At 31.4% G+C, this 18,616-nt stretch carries 17 protein-coding genes; all 17 read left to right on the top strand.

Annotated features, from left to right (window positions below):
- Nucleotides 1-2: 2 nt before the first annotated feature.
- The 17 genes from ACSBPO_RS14000 to ACSBPO_RS13920 all read left to right on the top strand — a co-directional run bounded on the left by ACSBPO_RS14000 (nt 3) and on the right by ACSBPO_RS13920 (nt 18,494).
- Nucleotides 3-1,100 (top strand): acyltransferase family protein, encoded by a 1,098-nt coding sequence (locus ACSBPO_RS14000; protein ID WP_442594275.1) that lies wholly within the window; start codon nt 3-5, stop codon nt 1,098-1,100.
- A 254-nt stretch (nt 1,101-1,354) separates the two neighbouring features.
- On the top strand, nt 1,355-2,521 hold the full coding sequence (locus ACSBPO_RS13995) for a nucleotide sugar dehydrogenase (RefSeq protein ID WP_442594273.1): 1,167 nt from the start codon (nt 1,355-1,357) through the stop codon (nt 2,519-2,521).
- A 169-nt stretch (nt 2,522-2,690) separates the two neighbouring features.
- Nucleotides 2,691-3,386, top strand: a complete 696-nt coding sequence (locus ACSBPO_RS13990; RefSeq protein WP_442594271.1) for a YdcF family protein — start codon at nt 2,691-2,693, stop codon at nt 3,384-3,386.
- Nucleotides 3,387-3,699: 313 nt separating this feature from the next.
- Nucleotides 3,700-5,640 (top strand): lasso peptide isopeptide bond-forming cyclase, encoded by a 1,941-nt coding sequence (locus ACSBPO_RS13985; protein WP_442594269.1) that lies wholly within the window; start codon nt 3,700-3,702, stop codon nt 5,638-5,640.
- Nucleotides 5,641-5,654: 14 nt separating this feature from the next.
- Nucleotides 5,655-5,807 carry a paeninodin family lasso peptide gene (locus tag ACSBPO_RS13980; RefSeq protein WP_442594267.1) on the top strand — a complete coding sequence of 51 codons (153 nt, stop codon included), beginning with the start codon at nt 5,655-5,657 and terminating at the stop codon, nt 5,805-5,807.
- A gap of 171 nt (nt 5,808-5,978) precedes the next feature.
- Complete coding sequence (locus ACSBPO_RS13975; protein ID WP_442594265.1) at nt 5,979-6,917, top strand: aldolase; 939 nt, start codon at nt 5,979-5,981, stop codon at nt 6,915-6,917.
- Nucleotides 6,911-7,210 (top strand): lasso peptide biosynthesis PqqD family chaperone, encoded by a 300-nt coding sequence (locus ACSBPO_RS13970; RefSeq protein ID WP_442600371.1) that lies wholly within the window; start codon nt 6,911-6,913, stop codon nt 7,208-7,210. The genes ACSBPO_RS13975 and ACSBPO_RS13970 overlap by 7 nt, the downstream gene beginning before the upstream one ends.
- Before the next feature lie 45 nt (nt 7,211-7,255).
- Nucleotides 7,256-7,699 (top strand): lasso peptide biosynthesis B2 protein, encoded by a 444-nt coding sequence (locus ACSBPO_RS13965; protein WP_442600370.1) that lies wholly within the window; start codon nt 7,256-7,258, stop codon nt 7,697-7,699.
- A gap of 23 nt (nt 7,700-7,722) precedes the next feature.
- The gene (locus ACSBPO_RS13960; protein WP_442600369.1) at nt 7,723-8,904 is read left to right on the top strand and encodes a nucleotidyltransferase domain-containing protein; all 1,182 of its coding nucleotides are present in this window, start codon (nt 7,723-7,725) and stop codon (nt 8,902-8,904) included.
- Between the two features lie 17 nt (nt 8,905-8,921).
- Complete coding sequence (locus ACSBPO_RS13955; RefSeq protein WP_442594263.1) at nt 8,922-10,724, top strand: ABC transporter ATP-binding protein; 1,803 nt, start codon at nt 8,922-8,924, stop codon at nt 10,722-10,724.
- A gap of 197 nt (nt 10,725-10,921) precedes the next feature.
- Complete coding sequence (locus ACSBPO_RS13950; RefSeq protein WP_442594261.1) at nt 10,922-11,683, top strand: YveK family protein; 762 nt, start codon at nt 10,922-10,924, stop codon at nt 11,681-11,683.
- Complete coding sequence (locus ACSBPO_RS13945; protein ID WP_442594259.1) at nt 11,637-12,308, top strand: CpsD/CapB family tyrosine-protein kinase; 672 nt, start codon at nt 11,637-11,639, stop codon at nt 12,306-12,308. Before ACSBPO_RS13950 ends, ACSBPO_RS13945 begins: the two co-directional genes overlap by 47 nt.
- A gap of 453 nt (nt 12,309-12,761) precedes the next feature.
- Nucleotides 12,762-14,045 carry an IS21 family transposase gene (istA, locus tag ACSBPO_RS13940; RefSeq protein WP_442594257.1) on the top strand — a complete coding sequence of 428 codons (1,284 nt, stop codon included), beginning with the start codon at nt 12,762-12,764 and terminating at the stop codon, nt 14,043-14,045.
- Nucleotides 14,045-14,803 (top strand): IS21-like element helper ATPase IstB, encoded by a 759-nt coding sequence (gene istB / locus ACSBPO_RS13935; protein WP_442594255.1) that lies wholly within the window; start codon nt 14,045-14,047, stop codon nt 14,801-14,803. The genes istA and istB overlap by 1 nt, the downstream gene beginning before the upstream one ends.
- Before the next feature lie 100 nt (nt 14,804-14,903).
- On the top strand, nt 14,904-16,730 hold the full coding sequence (locus ACSBPO_RS13930; protein ID WP_442594253.1) for a polysaccharide biosynthesis protein: 1,827 nt from the start codon (nt 14,904-14,906) through the stop codon (nt 16,728-16,730).
- 315 nt (nt 16,731-17,045) lie between these two features.
- Nucleotides 17,046-17,384, top strand: coding sequence for a helix-turn-helix domain-containing protein (locus tag ACSBPO_RS13925; RefSeq protein WP_442594251.1), 339 nt, complete (start codon nt 17,046-17,048; stop codon nt 17,382-17,384).
- 48 nt (nt 17,385-17,432) lie between these two features.
- Nucleotides 17,433-18,494 (top strand): EpsG family protein, encoded by a 1,062-nt coding sequence (locus ACSBPO_RS13920; protein WP_442594249.1) that lies wholly within the window; start codon nt 17,433-17,435, stop codon nt 18,492-18,494.
- Nucleotides 18,495-18,616: the final 122 nt, after the last annotated feature.

The raw sequence follows: 18,616 nt of genomic DNA, 5'->3' as shown, positions 1-18,616 counted from the left end.
AATTGAATAACAGAGTTGAATCTTTGGATTATCTAAGAGGCTTAATGGCAGTATCTGTCATGATTTATCATTATACGATGTGGTTAGATATTAATTGGGTGTACCCGATTGGAAATTTATTTTTTAGATTAGGGATTTATGCTGTATCCTGCTTTTATGTTTTAAGTGGAATCAGTTTAGCTCTTGTATATTCGAACAAAGTTGTGAATATTGGATTTATTAAAGATTTTAGTATAAAAAGGCTTTGTAGAATTGCTCCTCTTTTTTATATAGTAACTACTCTAACAATTATAGTGAAATTTTTAATAAACTATATTGGAGGATGGGCACCATTACCTTCAATTAATGAAATACTTTTAAATTATTCGTTATTATTTTCGTGGTTTTCTCCAGGTAGTTATATCGCTGGAGGCGCTTGGTCTATAGGAAATGAGCTTGTTTATTATTCAATTTTTCCTATTATGATTCTTTTCCTTCATAAAGGTAAGAAATATTTAATTGCTTTTTGGGGTATTAGTATAGTTCTAACTATACTATTTTCTATTTTTAGTTTAGATAGAAATATTGATTTAGCAAACCAATGGGATTTTTACATTAATCCACTTAATCAACTTTATTTTTTTGTAGGTGGAGTAGTTATTGGTGCCTATTCAAAATTTCACAAGGGGTATAATAAGATATATCTTACATCTTATATCATGTCTTTCTTACTTATTTTTATTTTTTTACCAATTGGTGGTTCCAACCAAATTTTCATGGTTACGGGAATAGAAAAATTAGTATTATCAATATGCATTTTTGGTTTATGTTTATCAATAGCTTATTGGAGAAATACAAAAGGTAGAAAAGTTAATAAAGTCTTAAAATACTTTGGGGATATATCATATTCCTTGTACCTTTTACATCCAATTGTATATAATATCATTAAAATGATATTTAATAAAATACATTTAAATGATACAGTAGTCCTTTTGGGAACTTGGGTATTATTTACTTTAGTCTTATCAAGTATTGCATACTATTTAATTGAAAAACCATTTACTAAGTTGGCTAGAAACAAAGTTATTTCAAAAGAACAATATATATCTAAAGTAAGCTAAGCGCTCATGAAGGTGCTTAGCTTATTTTAGTTTAGAAAAGATACAAAAAATAATCATTAAAACGGAGTTTGTTAGTGATACATTTTGCGTTAAAGTGAGTAGATTAATAAGTTTTATTTTGATAGGAGTGAAATTTCAATAGAACACACACTACTCACCTTGATGTTGAGCACTTTGTATAATTGCCAAAAGATCTAATTCTTATTTCCAAATCATCGTAATTAGTTTTATAAGTAATGGAGGTGTATTGATTTATGAAAATAACCATAGCAGGAACAGGCTATGTAGGACTTTCAAATGCCATACTACTTGCCCAACATAATGAAGTAGTAGCTCTAGATATTATTCAAGAAAAGGTTGATATGATTAACAATAAAAGGTCTCCAATTATTGATAATGAGGTTGAAGAATTTTTAGCTACAAAAGAATTAAATTTAACTGCAACAACAGATAATTATAAGGCATTCAAAGATGCAGAATATGTCATAATATCAACACCAACAAATTATGATTCGGAAAAGAACTATTTTAATACAAGATCTGTAGAAGCTGTTATTGCAAACGTTCTATCTATTAATCCGGATGCGGTAATGGTAATTAAATCAACAGTACCAGTAGGTTACACAGAGAAAGTTAGGGAGAAGTTTGAAACGGATAATATTATTTTCTCACCAGAGTTTTTAAGAGAGGGAAAGGCTCTATATGATAACCTTTATCCTTCACGTATCATCGTCGGTGAACAGTCCGAGAGAGCCAAAAAGTTTGCTGAATTACTTGTTCAAGGTGCAATAAAAGAGAATATTCCTGTATTATTTACAAATTCAACGGAAGCAGAAGCAATTAAACTATTTGCTAACACATACTTAGCCATGAGAGTGGCTTTTTTTAATGAACTTGATTCTTATGCAGAAGTGAGAGAGCTAAATTCAAAACATATTATTGAAGGTGTGGGATTAGATCCGAGAATAGGTCAGCATTATAACAACCCTTCCTTTGGCTATGGAGGTTACTGTCTACCAAAAGATACAAAGCAGTTATTAGCGAATTATGTGGATGTTCCTAATAATATAATGACAGCCATTGTAGATGCAAATCGAACAAGAAAAGATCATATTGCTGAAATGATATTAAAAAGGAAGCCGAAAGTTGTAGGTATTTATAGACTAACAATGAAAGTTAATTCAGATAACTTTAGACAATCTGCCATTCAAGGAATTATGAAACGCATTAAGTCTAAAGGAATTGAGGTTGTTGTTTACGAACCAGCTCTTCAGGAGGGGAAATTCTTTAATTCAAGAGTAATTAATAACTTCGAAGAGTTTAAAAATCTTTCAGATATTATAGTAGCAAATCGATTGTCAGATGAGTTACAAGATGTAGAGGAAAAGGTGTATACAAGGGATTTATTCAGTCGTGATTAGATAAAGGGTTATTCAATCCATTGTTATTTGAAAATGTGAAAATTATAACGGATAAGGTTACTCTCAATAATAGTAGTAGGTATGTTGAACCAATTGAAGAAAGAAAAGTAATTTGGCTGCTTAGAGTGGGATAGGTTAGGTTAGGTTAGATCTGTCGGAGACCTGGGAGTTGGTAGAAAAACATGTGGTTAAAAATAATATGGGAAAGTTAGTAATGCTAAAGTATGCTTGGGTGTTATGCATTTTGTTTTTTTTGATTATTGCTTTTCAATTAGCTGGAAACTTTTTGATTATTGATCAAAAACCAAAGAAATCTGATGTGATTATTGTTTTAAGTGGTGGAAGAATTGACAGATTAGAAAGAGGTGTTGACCTATATAAGCGAGGATTTGCACCTTATATCATTATATCGAATGGGGATGAGGAAAGTTTATATGAAGCTGCATTGAAAATGGGTGTACCTTCAAAGAACATATTAATAGAAAATAAAGCCAGAAGCACTAAAGATAATGCAGTTTTTTCAATTGAATTGATGAGAATTTATAAACTAGAATCAGCCATTATTGTTTCATCGAATTATCATATGAGGAGAGTTAAAAATAATTTTGAATGTGAGAATAAAAACATTAAATTAGACTTCATTTATAGTTCAAGTCGAAATAATAGTTATAATCCTAATAGTTGGTGGTCAAGAAGAGATGATCTAGAAATTACCATAAATGAATATTTGAAAATCTTGGGTAATTATGTTGGTATTCATGGAGAAAAAGCAAAGAAAGCATTGAAAACTATATTATCAGTGATTATGTTACAACAAGATAATGATTCCAAACACTGTTCTCAAAGGGTTGAAAATTCCTTCTAATAGAGTATTAATATTTAATTGTTGAAGAATAATTTCTAATGAAAATTATATACTTAGTTATGTGAAAAATATTGACGCATGAGTTTATTGGTGTTATTGTAATGATAAGTTGTTCATTATAAAGAACAAAACGTCTGTTGTAATGAAGAAAGATTTAAACCTCTATTATGTAGTAAATATAATTTCTATTGCTGTTTAATAATGAAATTGTATAAAATTATTTTTTTTGCTCTACTTGTTCTTTAAAACGAATTTAAATGACAGTGGATTTATTAATAAACGATTTATAGGTGGACTGAGATCGGGAGGACTAATGAGCGCAATTGCAGGAATTTATCATTTAAATGGAGACCCTATTTCTCCAGAGCACAGTTTAGGTTTAATGAAAGTATTGGAGGTATTCCCTGCTAATGACATTCAAATATTGGAGAGGGATAATATCTTCTTTGGATGTCATGCACAATGGATCACGCCAGAATCAGTTGGAGAAATATTACCCTACTATGATGAAAATAGAAAACTAGCTATAACTGCTGATGCTATTATTGATAATCGCGAAGAGTTATTTGAGAAACTCCAAATAGAAAAATCAGAGCAAATCACAATTTCTGATAGTGAACTTATACTTCTTTCCTATTATAAATGGGGTGAGGAATCACCCAAGCATTTAGTAGGCGATTTTGCTTTTATGATTTGGGATGAAAAACACCAAAAATTATTTGGAGCAAGAGATCCTTCCGGATATAGAACTCTTTATTATTACAAAGATCAATATCGATTTGCTTTTTGTACAACTATAGAACCTTTATTGTCATTACCCTATATAAAAAGACAATTAAATGAACAATATCTTGCTGAATTCTTAGTGATTACTGGAATGATTGATACGGTTGATGCAAGGATGACTCCTTTTAAAACTGTTGATCAAGTTCCTCCTTTTCATAGTATCACAATTGCTAAAGATAAAGTAAAGCTAACAAAATATGGGACATTTATTCCAGAAAAACAATTAAAGTTAAAGTCGAATGATGAATACGTTGAAGCATTTCAGGAAATTTTTCAGGAGGCTGTTACCTCCAAGTTACGTACATACAAAAATGTAGGATCACAGCTAAGTGGTGGATTAGATTCTGGGGCAGTTGTTGGTTTTGCAGCACGAGCCCTTAAGAAAACGAATAAGAAGCTACACACTTTTAGTTATATTCCCCCAAGTGATTTTAAGGACTTTACACAAAAAAGGATCATGCCCAATGAAAGTCCGTTCATTAAGAAAACTGTTCAATATGTTGGTGGGATATTAGACAATTACTATGATTTTGAAGGAAAGAACTCCTACTCTGAAATTGATAGTCTTTTAGAAACGATGGAAATGCCTTATAAATTTATTGAGAATTCATTTTGGCTAAAAGGAATGTTTGAAAAGGCCAGTGAAAAGGACATCGGAGTATTACTTAATGGAGATAAAGGTAATTCAACCATATCATGGGGCTCAGCTTTGGATTTTTATGCGATCCTTTTAAAAAAGCTAAAATGGACTCGTTTATATCGTGAGTTAGACCAATACAGCAAAAATATGAGTGGTCCAAGATTGCGGTTGCTCCCAAATATTGCAAGAATTGCATTCCCTTTCATAAATTTATTTTCTCATAAAGAAGATCCATACAAACTCCCATTACTAATTAAATCAGAATTTGCAGAAAGAACAGCTGTTTTTTCAAAATTGAGGGACTATGGAATTGATAAATCAGGGTGGATAACAAATACAAATTTATATGATCAAAGAAGAATCATTTTTGAAGACATTTACGCCTGGAATTCCGGTAGTACCCTGAATACAAAGTTGTCCCTTCGTTATTCTTTATGGAAAAGAGATCCAACAAATGATATTAGAGTAGTTCGTTTTTGTTTTTCAGTACCAGAAGAACAGTGTGTTCAGAATGGTTTAGACCGTGCTCTTATTAGAAGAGCAACAGAAAATATATTACCTGATCAAATCAGGTTAAATCAACGTATATGGGGAATACAAGGTGCTGATTGGATACATCGATTAATTCCTTATTGGAATACACTAATTGAAGAGGCCAAACTTCTTAAATCAAATAGCAGAATAATGGAATTCATTGACGTGAACGTTATAAACTCTGCAATAACCAAACTTGAACAAGGGCCAAAACCTGAGCATATGTCTGACCCAGTCTATAGAAACATTATGCGAAGTTTAGTCGTATATAGGTTTATCAAACAATTCAATTGAAAGGGGGTGATTAAATGAAAAAGCAATGGCAACAACCAGTTTTAGAGGTTCTTGATGTAAAGATGACAATGCATAATGTCGATGGATCTAAGTATGATGCAGATTGGTCCAATAGCACACAAATTCCAACAAATTCTGATGGTCAGCACTTAGATTCAAAATGCTAAGAATTTAGCATTGATAGATCTCTTATAAATAAATATATTTATTTGAATCTACACTAGTATCTACATAGGATTCATGTAGATATATAGTATTAAGTACTAGATATAAAAGCCCTTATACATTTGAAATGATATAAGGGCTTTTAATATAACCAGATTATTGGAGTGAAATTCATGGTTCAAATTGCTGATAAAATAGTTTATGAGGCATTTGGTTTCACGATGATTAGTGAAATACATCTTCCTGAGTTAACTAGGTGTACTAATAATAGTAAGTTGAAAGATATTGAGATTAGAAGACAAGATTTGTCAAAAGAGTGGAAGGAGCTGCCAAAGTTACATAATAAATTTGTCATTACAGATGATGTAATTATGTTCCAAATTGAAAACCTTGCCATTTTCTCCATTCGAAACGGTAACAGTATAACAGTCTCTCCGTTAAATGAATACGATGAAGATTTAGTACGATTGTATATTCTAGGAAGTTGCATGGGTGTTATTTTGATTCAAAGGAAAATATTACCTTTACATGGTAGTACAGTAGCGATAGACGGGAAAGCTTATGCGATTGTCGGTGATTCTGGTGCGGGGAAGTCAACATTAGCTTCGGCATTTATAGAAAGAGGTTTTCAACTACTAACTGACGATGTGATAGCAGTAACTCTTAATAGTGATCAAGTACCGTTTGTCACACCTTCTTATCCACAACAAAAGCTTTGGCAGGAAAGTTTAGATCATTTTGGGATGGACAGTAATAATTATTGTCCTATTTCCAATCGGGAAACAAAGTACACTGTTCCTGTAATCGAAGGATATTCCAATGAACCACTCCAATTAGCAGGTATTTTTGAATTAGTAAAATCTGAGTCTGAAAACATTGAACTTCTAAAATTTAATAAGCTTGAAAGTTTAAATACTCTTTATAGACATACTTTTAGATACCCATTGATTGCCGATTTGAATTTATTTGGTTGGCATTTTGATTTCTCAACTAAAATAAGTGTCTATTCGAATATGTATCAATTAAGGAGACCCTATAAGGGCAAGGGCTTCACGGCACCTCAATTGGTAAATCTAATATTAGAAACTATCGAAAAGGAGCATAAATTATGATTAAAACTGAAAAATTATCTGAGGAAACTATTATTAAGCAATCCAAAGGGAACATAGTAAGTGATATGAATGGGGAAAAAGTAATGTTGAGTGTTGAAAAAGGAAAATACTATAATTTAGGCTCAGTTGGAGGAGATATATGGGCATTAGCAAAAAAATCTATATCAATCGATAAGTTAATTTTAGAATTAGTAGATGATTATGCAATTGCTTACAATGAATGTAGAAATCAAGTTCTTCCTTTTCTTGAACACTTATTAAAGGAAGGTTTGATTGAGATTAGTAAAGACTAGATTTGAAGAAACCTATTTACTAAATGGATATGGAAGGACTAGTGAATAGTGAATAAAATAAAATTGTTCTTTTTATTTGATAAAAAAACTAGAAATATATTTATTGAAGCTTTCTTATTACTAGCATGGGCTCGAATTTTGAAGAGCATACCTTTTAAGAAGATTCACACTACATTAGGTGTTCAAATGGAGGAAACTTCATTTGACATCACACCTGCCAACATAAGAATACTAAGTCAAGTTTCTCGAGCAATTAATATTATGAGTTCTTATACTATTTGGGAAAGTAAGTGTCTAGTACAGGCAATAGCTGCCATGAAGATGCTAGAAAGACGAAGTATAGAGAGTACTCTTTATTTGGGAACTTCACTAAATGAAAAAGGAAAACTGATTGCTCATGCATGGCTACGAAGTGGTCCTTACTATTTAACTGGTGATAAGGGTAAAGAAGATTTTGTTGTTGTCTATAAGTTTGCCAAAAAGATATAGGCACTAGAACTGATAAGGAGTAAATCATGAAAGATATCAGTCTTAATTTAGATAATCTATATAATGAATTAAAACTTATTCTTAGTATCATAGAAAATGATGATATAGAATACCTAAACCAACTAGTTAGGAAAAATATGAATAAGATTAGTTGGGACCTGTTCCTAGAGTTGGTTTTTCATCATAGAGTATATCCACTACTAGTTCACAAGTTAAATAAATTAGATCGAGAATTAGTTCCCCAGAACGTAATTCAATCTATCAATATAACATTTAAGAAAAACACATACAGAATGCTACAATTTAGCGGTAAAATGGAAAAAATATCCAAGTTGTTTTATGAAAATAATATAAAATTGATCTTTCTGAAGGGCCCTATACTTGGAAACGAACTCTATGGTGATATATCATTAAGAGCATGTAGTGATTTAGATATACTAATACCTATTGATGATTTACATAGTGCAAACATTCTTCTAGAAGGAATTGGTTTTATAAAAGATGATTATATAAAAACCATATTAAATGATTGGAAATGGCGTCACCATCACGTTACATATAAACACCCTCTAAAAAATATAAAGGTTGAAATACACTGGAGATTACATCCCGGACCAGGTACTGAACCAGATTTTAATGAAATTTGGGAAAGAAAAAGGGTTAGCAATCTAACAAATTACCCGGTTTATTATTTAGGGAAAGAAGACCTCTTTTTATTTCTAGTTAATCATGGTGCAAGACATGGGTGGTCTCGATTACGATGGTTGATGGATATTCAGCAAATGATAAATAAAGAGGTTAACTGGTTACAAGTAGAAAAACTCATGAAGAAACAAGGGAGTATTGATGCTATTGGTCAAAGTCTAATTTTAACATCACAGTTACTAAAAACGAAAATTACAAATGAAATGGCCACCTATATTAGTAGAAAAAAGTCAAAACTATTGGCTTACGATGCAATCTTCTATCTCGAGCAAATGGTGAATTTACATACTGACCCTGTACCTGAGGTAGTATCTAAATTCCATAGGCGTTATTTATTTTCATTAATGACCTTACAACAAAAGTTTTTATATTTTTTAAATTTTTTATACCCTTATCCAGCTGATGCTGAAACATTACCTTTGCCCAAAAAATTCCACTTTCTTTATTTTCCATTAAGACCATTTATATGGATTTTGAGAAAGGCTAGAAACTTTGCATAATCCTAGGAGGATTTTCAATGAAAGAATTAATGTATTTTGTGAAAAATATACATTCCTACTCTGGGAAAATACTTTATTTTAATCTTATAGCAATGATTTTAATTAGCCTTTTTGAGGGCGTGGGTATATTTTTATTATTGCCTTTAGTAAGCCTTACAGGTGTGTTCAATTTGAACATTAAAGAAGATTTTTTATTTTCAGGTTTCTTTGGTTTCTTTCAAGAGTTACCCCAGGCAATAAGCTTACCGATAATCCTTGTAACATATGTCCTGATTCTGGTATGCCATAGTTATTTTCAAAGAAATCAAAGGATATTAAATTCAAAGATCCAACAAAGTTATTCTAGATTTCTACGTGAGGAAACATACAAAGCAATATTATTAGCTAATTGGAGATTTTTTCTCACAAAAAGAAAATCTGATTTAATTAATGCACTAGTCAATGAAACCGCCCGGGTTAACGCTGGGACTAATCTATTTTTAAATTTAATTTCCACTTTAATTTTTACTTTTATTCAAATTGGAGTTGCTTGTTTATTATCTTTAAAAATGACATTGTGCGTGCTGTTCTTTGGAGCTATTCTCACACTTTTTTCTAAGAAATTCGTAAAAAGGTCGAATGTTCTAGGTAGTGAAAATGTTGAGTTAGCACATACTTATATGGCAGGTGTAACGGAACATTTTAATGGTATTAAAGACATAAAAAGCAATAACCTAGAAAAGCATCATATTGAGTGGTTTGAAAATTTGAATGAAAAAGTGGAATCCAATATTTTAGAAATGATGAAACTAAAAACAAATTCTCAATTCATTTATAAAGTAGTGTCGGCATTTTTAATTGTATTTTTTGTTTATACTTCAATCCAATTATTTGATGGTCAGTCTGCTCAACTATTGTTAATCCTCGTGATATTTACAAGATTATGGCCAAGAATTACAGGTATTCAATCCATTCTTGAACAAATGGGCTCAGTAATACCATCTTTTAAGTATATTATTAACATTCAGAACCAATGTAATTCTGAAAAGGAATCTAGTGAGTTTGGTCTTCAAAATGTAAAGCCTATTAATATTCAATATGGCCTAGAATGTCGAGGTGTTGATTTTAGATATTCTAGAGATACACAAACTTATGCATTGAAAAATATTAATATTAAAATCCCTTCAAATCGTATGACGGCTATTGTTGGGAGATCCGGTGCAGGGAAGAGTACTTTGATTGATATTTTAATGGGGTTAAATGAACCGGAAAAAGGTAATGTTTTAATAGACGGGAAAATCTTGAATAATGAAAATCTATTATCACTTAGATGTTCAACAAGTTATGTACCACAGGATCCATACCTATTTAATATGACTATCAAAGAGAATTTATTATTAACGAATCCACAAGCATCAAATGAGGAAATTTGGGAAGCACTTGAACTTGCATCTGCTGCCTCGTTTGTAATGAAATTATCCCATGGGATAGATACCTATATTGGAGATAGAGGGATAAGGTTGTCGGGTGGAGAAAGACAGAGAATTGTATTGGCAAGGGCAATATTAAGAAAACCTAAGATTCTTATCTTGGACGAAGCAACAAGTGCTTTAGATACTGAAAATGAAAGCCTAATACAGGGATCACTAGAAAAGCTAAAAGGAAAAATGACCATAATTTGTATTGCTCACCGACTTTCAACGATTAAGAATGCTGACCAGGTGATTGTCTTAGATCATGGCACAGTTATTCAAGTTGGTGGATATAATCAAGTAGCTAATGAAAAAGGTGGAGTTTTTAACTTACTATTAGAAAAACAACTTAAGGTAGCTTCTAGGTAACAATAAATAGAGAACATACTGTTGACATGTTCTTTATATAGAACTAGAATATAAGTAAAACTATCCTGTGTTCTAAACAAACATATAAAAATATTAACTTTTAATTGTATGGTTAAAACATTTTATTAATTTTGTTGTTCTTTTTTTAGAACGATAGGAGATGCAAAGAATAAAGACTTTCGAAATAAGGTGATTTAATGAGCGACCAAACAAATTCTAGCTTTTCGGAATTTAATTACTCAAAAGAAATAAATTTAAAGGATCATTTTAGATTAATCAAAAAGTATCTGTGGATTATAATCCTTATTACATTTATCACCACTTCAATTGGAATAATCAAAAATACTTTCTTTACAAGTGCACCACTCTATCAATCTTCAACAAGGATGATTATTGGAGCAGACCCAAAATCAATGCCAACTCTTCTAGTTCTTTTAAGGGATTCAACTATTTTGCAAAAAGTATCGAATGAACTTGGTGGAAAAAAATCCCCAGAAGGTTTGGCACAACAAATTAGTGCAAGAAGTATTGATGGGTCGCAGGTTGTTAGTTTAAATGTGATAGATTCAGATCCGGCCATGGCCGCAAAAATTGCTAATATTACAGCAAAAGTATTTAAAAATGAAATACCCAATATTGTGGGTTTTAATGACATTAAGCTTCTAACAGAGGCGAAAATAAACACTTATCCAATAAACCCCCCTCAAAACAGTAATATTGTAATTGCTTTTATAATCGGTGTTGTTTTAGGAGTTGGAATTATTTATTTCATCGATACATTAGATGATTCTGTTAGATCAAAGGATGAAATAGAAAAAACATTAGGTATTACGGTATTAGGTACAGTAGCCAAAATGAATAAAAAGAATATGAAAAAGAAGAATGAAAAGCAAAATACTATGGAATTAAGAGGTGATACAGTTGGGTTTAAGACTAAAATCGAATCAAAAGATTGTTGATAGAAAAAAGAGTTTAATAGCCTATTTTACTCCTGATTCAGTTGTATCAGAACAATACCGTTCAGTTAAAGCAAATATTTACTTTACTTGCCGTAATCAAAATATCCGAACTATATTGATAACCTCTCCGAGTGGAGGAGAAGGAAAATCAACAACAGCTGCTAATCTAGCCGTTTCTATGGCACAACAAAGTGAGAGAGTTTTATTAATTGATGCTAATTTAAGAAATCCTTCCGCACATTTAACCTTTAAGATTCAAAATACCATAGGATTAACGTCAATATTAAACGGAGTAGCATCTATAGCTGATGCTATACATAAATCAGAGATTGGTCGACTAGATGTTTTGCCAAGTGGTCCTGTGCCTATTTTTCCTTCAGAACTATTGGCATCGAAAGGTTTTATCGAGTTACAAGCAAAATTACTTGGAACATATGATTATGTTCTTATTGATTCACCTTCATTATTAGAAGTAGCAGATACAAAAATTCTGGCTAGTCACAGTGAAGGAGTAATTCTCGTTCTTAATCCAGCTAAATCTAAACTTGATAGAGTTAGAGAAGCAAGGAGAGTCCTAGAAATTGTTAATGCTCATATTGTTGGTGTTATTTTAAATGAAAAGTAGAATTTTTTATTTTTTTGTTCGTTATAATGAATTATTGTGAATTGAATTAAGAATTTTTCTGTAAAGGTGATGTCTCCTAACCGTTATCAATGGAGGCACTCGATCATACTGTGGGTAAAAATTACCTTAGACGCGAGTCGTCAGAAGTAGGATGTGAGGAGGAGTTAGATGCTCCAAATTTTAATTAAAGGTTTTAATTATGTGTTTTTTAGAGAACCCATAATTAAAGCCTTTACTATTTATTAGGGATTGGATTCTCTATGGAAGTAATAGACCTCATTCCTTTCCTTAAAATTATATTTAATATGTTCCCTTAAATGGTATACGTAATTGATCAAGGGTATTTGACAGTGATACAAGGGTAGAAATGCTAATTTAAATATGTACATTCTTGCTTGAATAAAAATGTACAAAATCGATTGCTCATTTCATACTAATCTTGGGGGGATTAGTATGTATATAACGCTAAATGTTGAAACTAATTTTGAGATTAAGAGTCTTTCAGACTTGCCAAAATTTAAACAACTAATGGAGCATTTAAAAATGAAAATTAATAAAAGTAAATTAGCAGAAGAATTAGGTGTGGATCGAAGAACGATTGATAAGTATCTGGGGGGATTTGTCCCGAAACGCAAACGAGAAAAGCCTTCTAAAATTGATGAATACTATGAAGTTATTGCAGCCCTTCTTAGCGAAGATTCAAAGCAGGTTTTTTATTATCGGCGAGTGCTTTGGCAATATCTTAAGGATAACCACGGTTTAAATTGTTCTGATTCTGCATTCCGTGCCTATATTGCACGAACACCAGAATTTAAAGCCTATTTTGAGGATGAGAAGCGTATTTCTTCCCCTACGGGGACGGTTCGTTTTGAAACACCTCCAGGCAAACAAGCTCAACTAGATTGGAAGGAAAGTATTCAGTTTGAAACAAAAGATGGGGAAAAAGTAGAAGTCAATGTTGCGGTGTTACTTCTATCGTATTCTAGATTCCGTGCTTTCTATTTAAGTATCTCTAAGTCTCAAAGTGTACTGCTCTCTTTTTTAACGGAGGCATTTGAAGCATTTGGAGGCGTACCCACTGAAATTGTAACGGATAATATGAAAACCGTAATGGACGAGGCAAGAACAGAATTTTCTGGCGGGAAAGTAAATTCAAAGTTTGAGCAGTTTGCGAAGGATTTTGGTTTTAAAGTAAAACCTTGTATTGCAGGCCGCCCAAGGACCAAAGGAAAAGTAGAATCAACGATGAAGTTATTAGATGAAATTCATGCTTACCAAGGGCAATTAACTTTAGAAGAGCTACATCAGTTTATACAAGATTTATGTAATCGAATTAATCACGAGTTGCATCAAGGAACAGGTAAAATACCGGTTTTTGAATTTAAAAAAGAAAGGAATCACTTACTCCAGCTACCAACTGAAAAAGTAAGAGATTCCTATCGCATCAAACATACACAAGTAAAAGTCAATGCGTCTAACATGATTTCCTACAAATCCAATCAATATTCGGTACCAGCCGAATACCGAGGAAAAAAAGTAGGCTTACAAGTGTACGATGAACAACTATGGATTTATTATAACACGAAACTCATCGCTCAACACTCAATCAGTAACGCAAAACTCAATTATCAGGAAGAACATTATAGAGAAAGTCTACTTGTTTCAGCCCCGTATTATCCTGAGATTGATGAATTAGCCAAACAAAATCTAGCAGCGATTGGAAAGGTGTATAAATAATGAATCCCGGTACAAATTATCAACATTTACTAAATAATTTAGAGTATTTAAAACTCAAACAAATGATGGTGCATCTAAATCAAGTTATAGATTTCAGCGTACAAAACCAATTATCATTTGTGGACACCCTTATTAAATTAACAAATTACGAAATTGATGTGCGTGAACAAAATATGATTCATTCTATGGTGAAGGTTGGAGCTTTTCCACATTTAAAAGAAGTGAAGGATTTTGACTTTGATTTTCAACCGTCCATCAATCAACAGCAAATTTTCGATTTTTTAACGTTACGATTTATTGAGAAAAATGAAAATATCGTCTTTTTAGGACCGAGTGGTGTTGGTAAAACCCACTTGGCCACATCAATTGGGATTCACGCAGCTAAGAAGAGAACAAGTACGTATTTTATCAAGTGCCATGATTTGATACAGAATCTGAAAAGAGCGAGGTTGGAAAATCACTTAGAAAATCGATTGAAACACTATGCAAAATATAAGCTTTTGATTATTGACGAAATTGGATATTTACCGATTGATCAAGAGGATGCGAAAATGTTTTTTCAACTTATTGATATGCGTTATGAAAAGCGCAGTACGATATTTACAACGAATATAAACTTTAAAGCATGGGATGAAGTCTTCCAGGAGCCAAAGCTAGCTAATGCGATATTAGATCGAATTTTACACCATGCGACTGTGGTGACAATGGTAGGCAATTCATATCGTTTAAAAGATCATTTAGCTAAAGAAAACGAGTAATTTTGTACATCCTTATACAAGCGAAATTGTACATATTTGTGTTGACATTTATACAAGGGTAGTATTTTAGTTCTAACTTTGGTATAAGAGGAGGAAAAGCATGACTTATCGACAGAGGTTATCCTTATTTTTTATTATTGATTCATTAATTGTTTTGACTGCTATTTTTTATAGCCGTTTTTTAGTTAATGCTACTTTCGATGTTTTAACACTTCAAATTGTTATTTCCGCCCTTACCATTCTATTAGGTCATCATTTATTTGCAGTAAAGTTAAAGTTTTATAGAAAATTATGGGAATATGCAAGTATTGGAGAACTAATTACTATTTTTAAAATTGTTACTTTTTCAATCTTATTAACTGCAATCGTTCAATTAGTATTATTTAATGAGATATCTTTTAGACTTTTGTCGGTAACTTGGTTAATGCATATCTTATTGATAGGTGGTTCCCGCTTTTGTTGGAGAATGTTAAGAGATACCTATTTCTATAAAGATATAAATAAAAAAAGAACCCTCATTATTGGAGCTGGCTCTGCAGGAACGATGGTTGCTCGACAATTATTAAAAAATAATGAAGCTGACTTAGTCCCTGTTGGATTTATTGATGATGATTATCGAAAGCATAAGCTTGAAATTCTCGGAATACCTGTTATAAGTGGAGTTAGAGAAATTGAAAAAGTGGTTCATGAATTAAATGTTGAAAATATAGTAATTGCTATTCCATCTTTAAGTAAAAGAGATTTAAATATTATTTTCAAAGAATGTGCAAAAACCAAAGCCAAAACTCAAATTTTACCTCTGCTTGAAGATTTGGTTACAGGTAAGGTATTGGTTAACCAATTTCGTGACATACAGATGGAGGATTTATTAGGTAGAGAAGAAGTAGTTTTAGATATTGATATTATTTCAGAAAAGCTTACAAATAAAGTGGTACTTGTAACAGGTGCTGGAGGATCAATTGGATCGGAAATATGCCGTCAAGTTTCTTTGTTCCATCCAAAGAGATTAATCCTACTCGGCCATGGTGAAAATAGTATTTATTCAATTGAAATGGAATTAAGAGAAAAATTTCAGAATACAAAAATTGAATTTATTCCTGAGATTGCTGACATACAAGATGAGAAGAAGATGATGAACGTTATGGGAGCTTACCAACCGGATGTTGTTTATCATGCAGCTGCCCATAAACATGTTCCATTAATGGAAAGAAATCCGGAAGAAGCTGTGAAAAACAATATTGTTGGTACAACAAATGTTGCCAAGGCAGCTAGTTGGCACGGAGTGAATACCTTTGTCATGATTTCATCAGACAAGGCTGTTAATCCGACTAGTGTAATGGGTTCTACGAAGCGATTGGCTGAAATGATGATTCAGAAATTAAACAGAGAAAGTAAAACTAAATTCGTAGCAGTTAGATTCGGAAATGTTCTAGGTAGTAGGGGAAGTGTAATTCCGTTATTTAAAAAGCAAATTGAAAAAGGTGGCCCTGTTAAGGTAACTCATCCTGATATGGTTCGTTATTTTATGACCATTCCAGAAGCCTCAAGATTAGTTATTCAAGCGGGTGTTTTAGCAAAGGGTGGGGAAATTTTCGTACTTGATATGGGAGAACCAGTAAAAATAGTAGACCTTGCTAAAAATCTTATTAAATTATCAGGTTATTCAATAGATGAGATTGGTGTTGAGTTTACAGGAATGAGACCTGGAGAAAAATTATTTGAAGAATTACTAAAAGATGACGAGGTTCATGAAGAACAGATTTATCCAAAAATATATGTTGGAAAAACATCCGAATTACTTATTGAAGAAATTGAAGAAATTTTATCAAACTTTGAGGGATTAGAAAAGGAAGAATTAAAACAGCGTTTATTAAATCTAGCAAATAATAGAATAACTAAACAAACTTTATTGTCTGTTTCTATTTAAATTATAGGTTATTAGATTTTTTGTTAGCTAGGAAATTATGTATTATAATATAAAATTTGATCCATCCCCGTTAAAGCTACGGGGATTTTTACTTACAGAGAGGGAAATTAAAGATGTTAAAAACTAATATCTTATTACAATCAAAATTAAAAGAAATACTAAAAGATATTTACATAATAGGGCAGGAATCTGAAACGATTAAAACAAGCGACTTTATAAAATTAATCGAAAATGAACTACTTTCTTTAATAATGATGGAGAAAGGGAATTCAATTTTAAAAAGATGAAACTAAAAATGTAAAAGAGGTATAACTAATGATAGGTACAAACATATTTAAGTTAAGAAAAAAAAGGGGTTTGTCATTATCAGAGTTATCTGAAAGGGCAAAAATCTCAAAATCTTATTTAAGTAATATTGAGAGAAATCTAAATAAAAATCCTTCCATCCATATACTAGAAAAAGTTGCTAAGGGCCTGAATGTAGAAATAAAAGAAATTATTAAAATTGATGAAAGGCATAGCATAAATACACAATTAGATCCAGAATGGATTGATTTTATCCAAGAATTAATGAATTCTGGCATTCATAAGGAACAAATACACGAGTACAGAACTTTAATTGAATTTATCAACTGGCAAAAGAAAAAATATTGATAATAATTTTCAGACCAAATATTAAAAAAATAGAAAGGGAAACGAAAAATGACTGTACTATATATTAATCTTGCTATTGTTTCTTTTCTATCTTTTTTTTCAAGATATTACTCAAAGTTTGACCAGTTTACCTCTCATACTGTTAAACCAAATAAACTTCTTGCTTTATTAGTTACCGCATGTTTAGTGATCGTTTCGGGTCTTCGCTCTAATATAGGAGATACATTTTTTTATAAATACACCTATGTCAATAATAATTTTTATTGGTCCGATGTTAGTTTAAAGGAAGACTATGGATTTACTATTTTACAAATTTTATTAAAGAAGATAACGAATGATCCACAATTATTAATCTTTATTACAGCTTTATTAACAAATGTATTAATTGTAATTGTTTTATATAAATACGCAAGGATATTTGAATTAGCTATCTTTTTATATATTACTACAGGTGCATATATGGTTTCGATGAATGGTATAAGACAATATTTAGCTGCCTCTATTCTTTTTATTGGCACCATTTTTATCGTAAAAGGTGATTGGAAAAAATATATCGGAATTGTCATTCTTGCTTCATCCTTTCACCAAACTGCTCTTATACTTATACCACTCTATTTTATTGTTAGAAAAAAGGCATGGACATCCTCAACTACGATCGTTATGACTATTGGAATTGTTTTTACCGCATTTTTTGGTCAAATTTCCACTGTACTATTCACTATGATAGAAGATACCCAGTATGGATTATATAGTAATTTTGATGAGGGTGGAGCAAATTTTATAAGGGTAATTATTAATGGATTGCCTCTTGTTTTGGCATATTTAAAAAAAGAAGAGCTTAGAAGACTTTGGCCACATATAGATATTGTAGTTAACATGTCCATAATTGGTTTTGTTTTTATGGTTATTTCTACTCAGAATTGGATTTTCGCACGATTCAGTATTTATTTTGGTTTATATAACATTATATTAATAACATGGATTGTTAAATTATTTGAAAAAAGAAGTCAAAGGTTATTTTACTTATCATTAATTATTCTTTACCTATTACTACATCTCTATGAGTACGCATCAAAAATTCATTATGAAAGCAACTATTTGATTTTATAGTTGTAATAATCAATGTCCAACACAAAGTTAGTCAAAAGTTAATCATACTTTAGGATTAAATTACATAAATTTAATGAAAATGGGTATTTTTGCATTAGAAAAGAATAAGGAAGGGAGGCGAA

The sequence above is a fragment of the Neobacillus sp. D3-1R genome (assembly GCF_052180215.1).
Taxonomy (GTDB): Bacteria; Bacillota; Bacilli; order Bacillales; family Cytobacillaceae; genus Pseudoneobacillus.
Note: the sequence above shows the minus strand (reverse complement) of the source record. Positions and strands in the feature narration are given on the sequence as shown.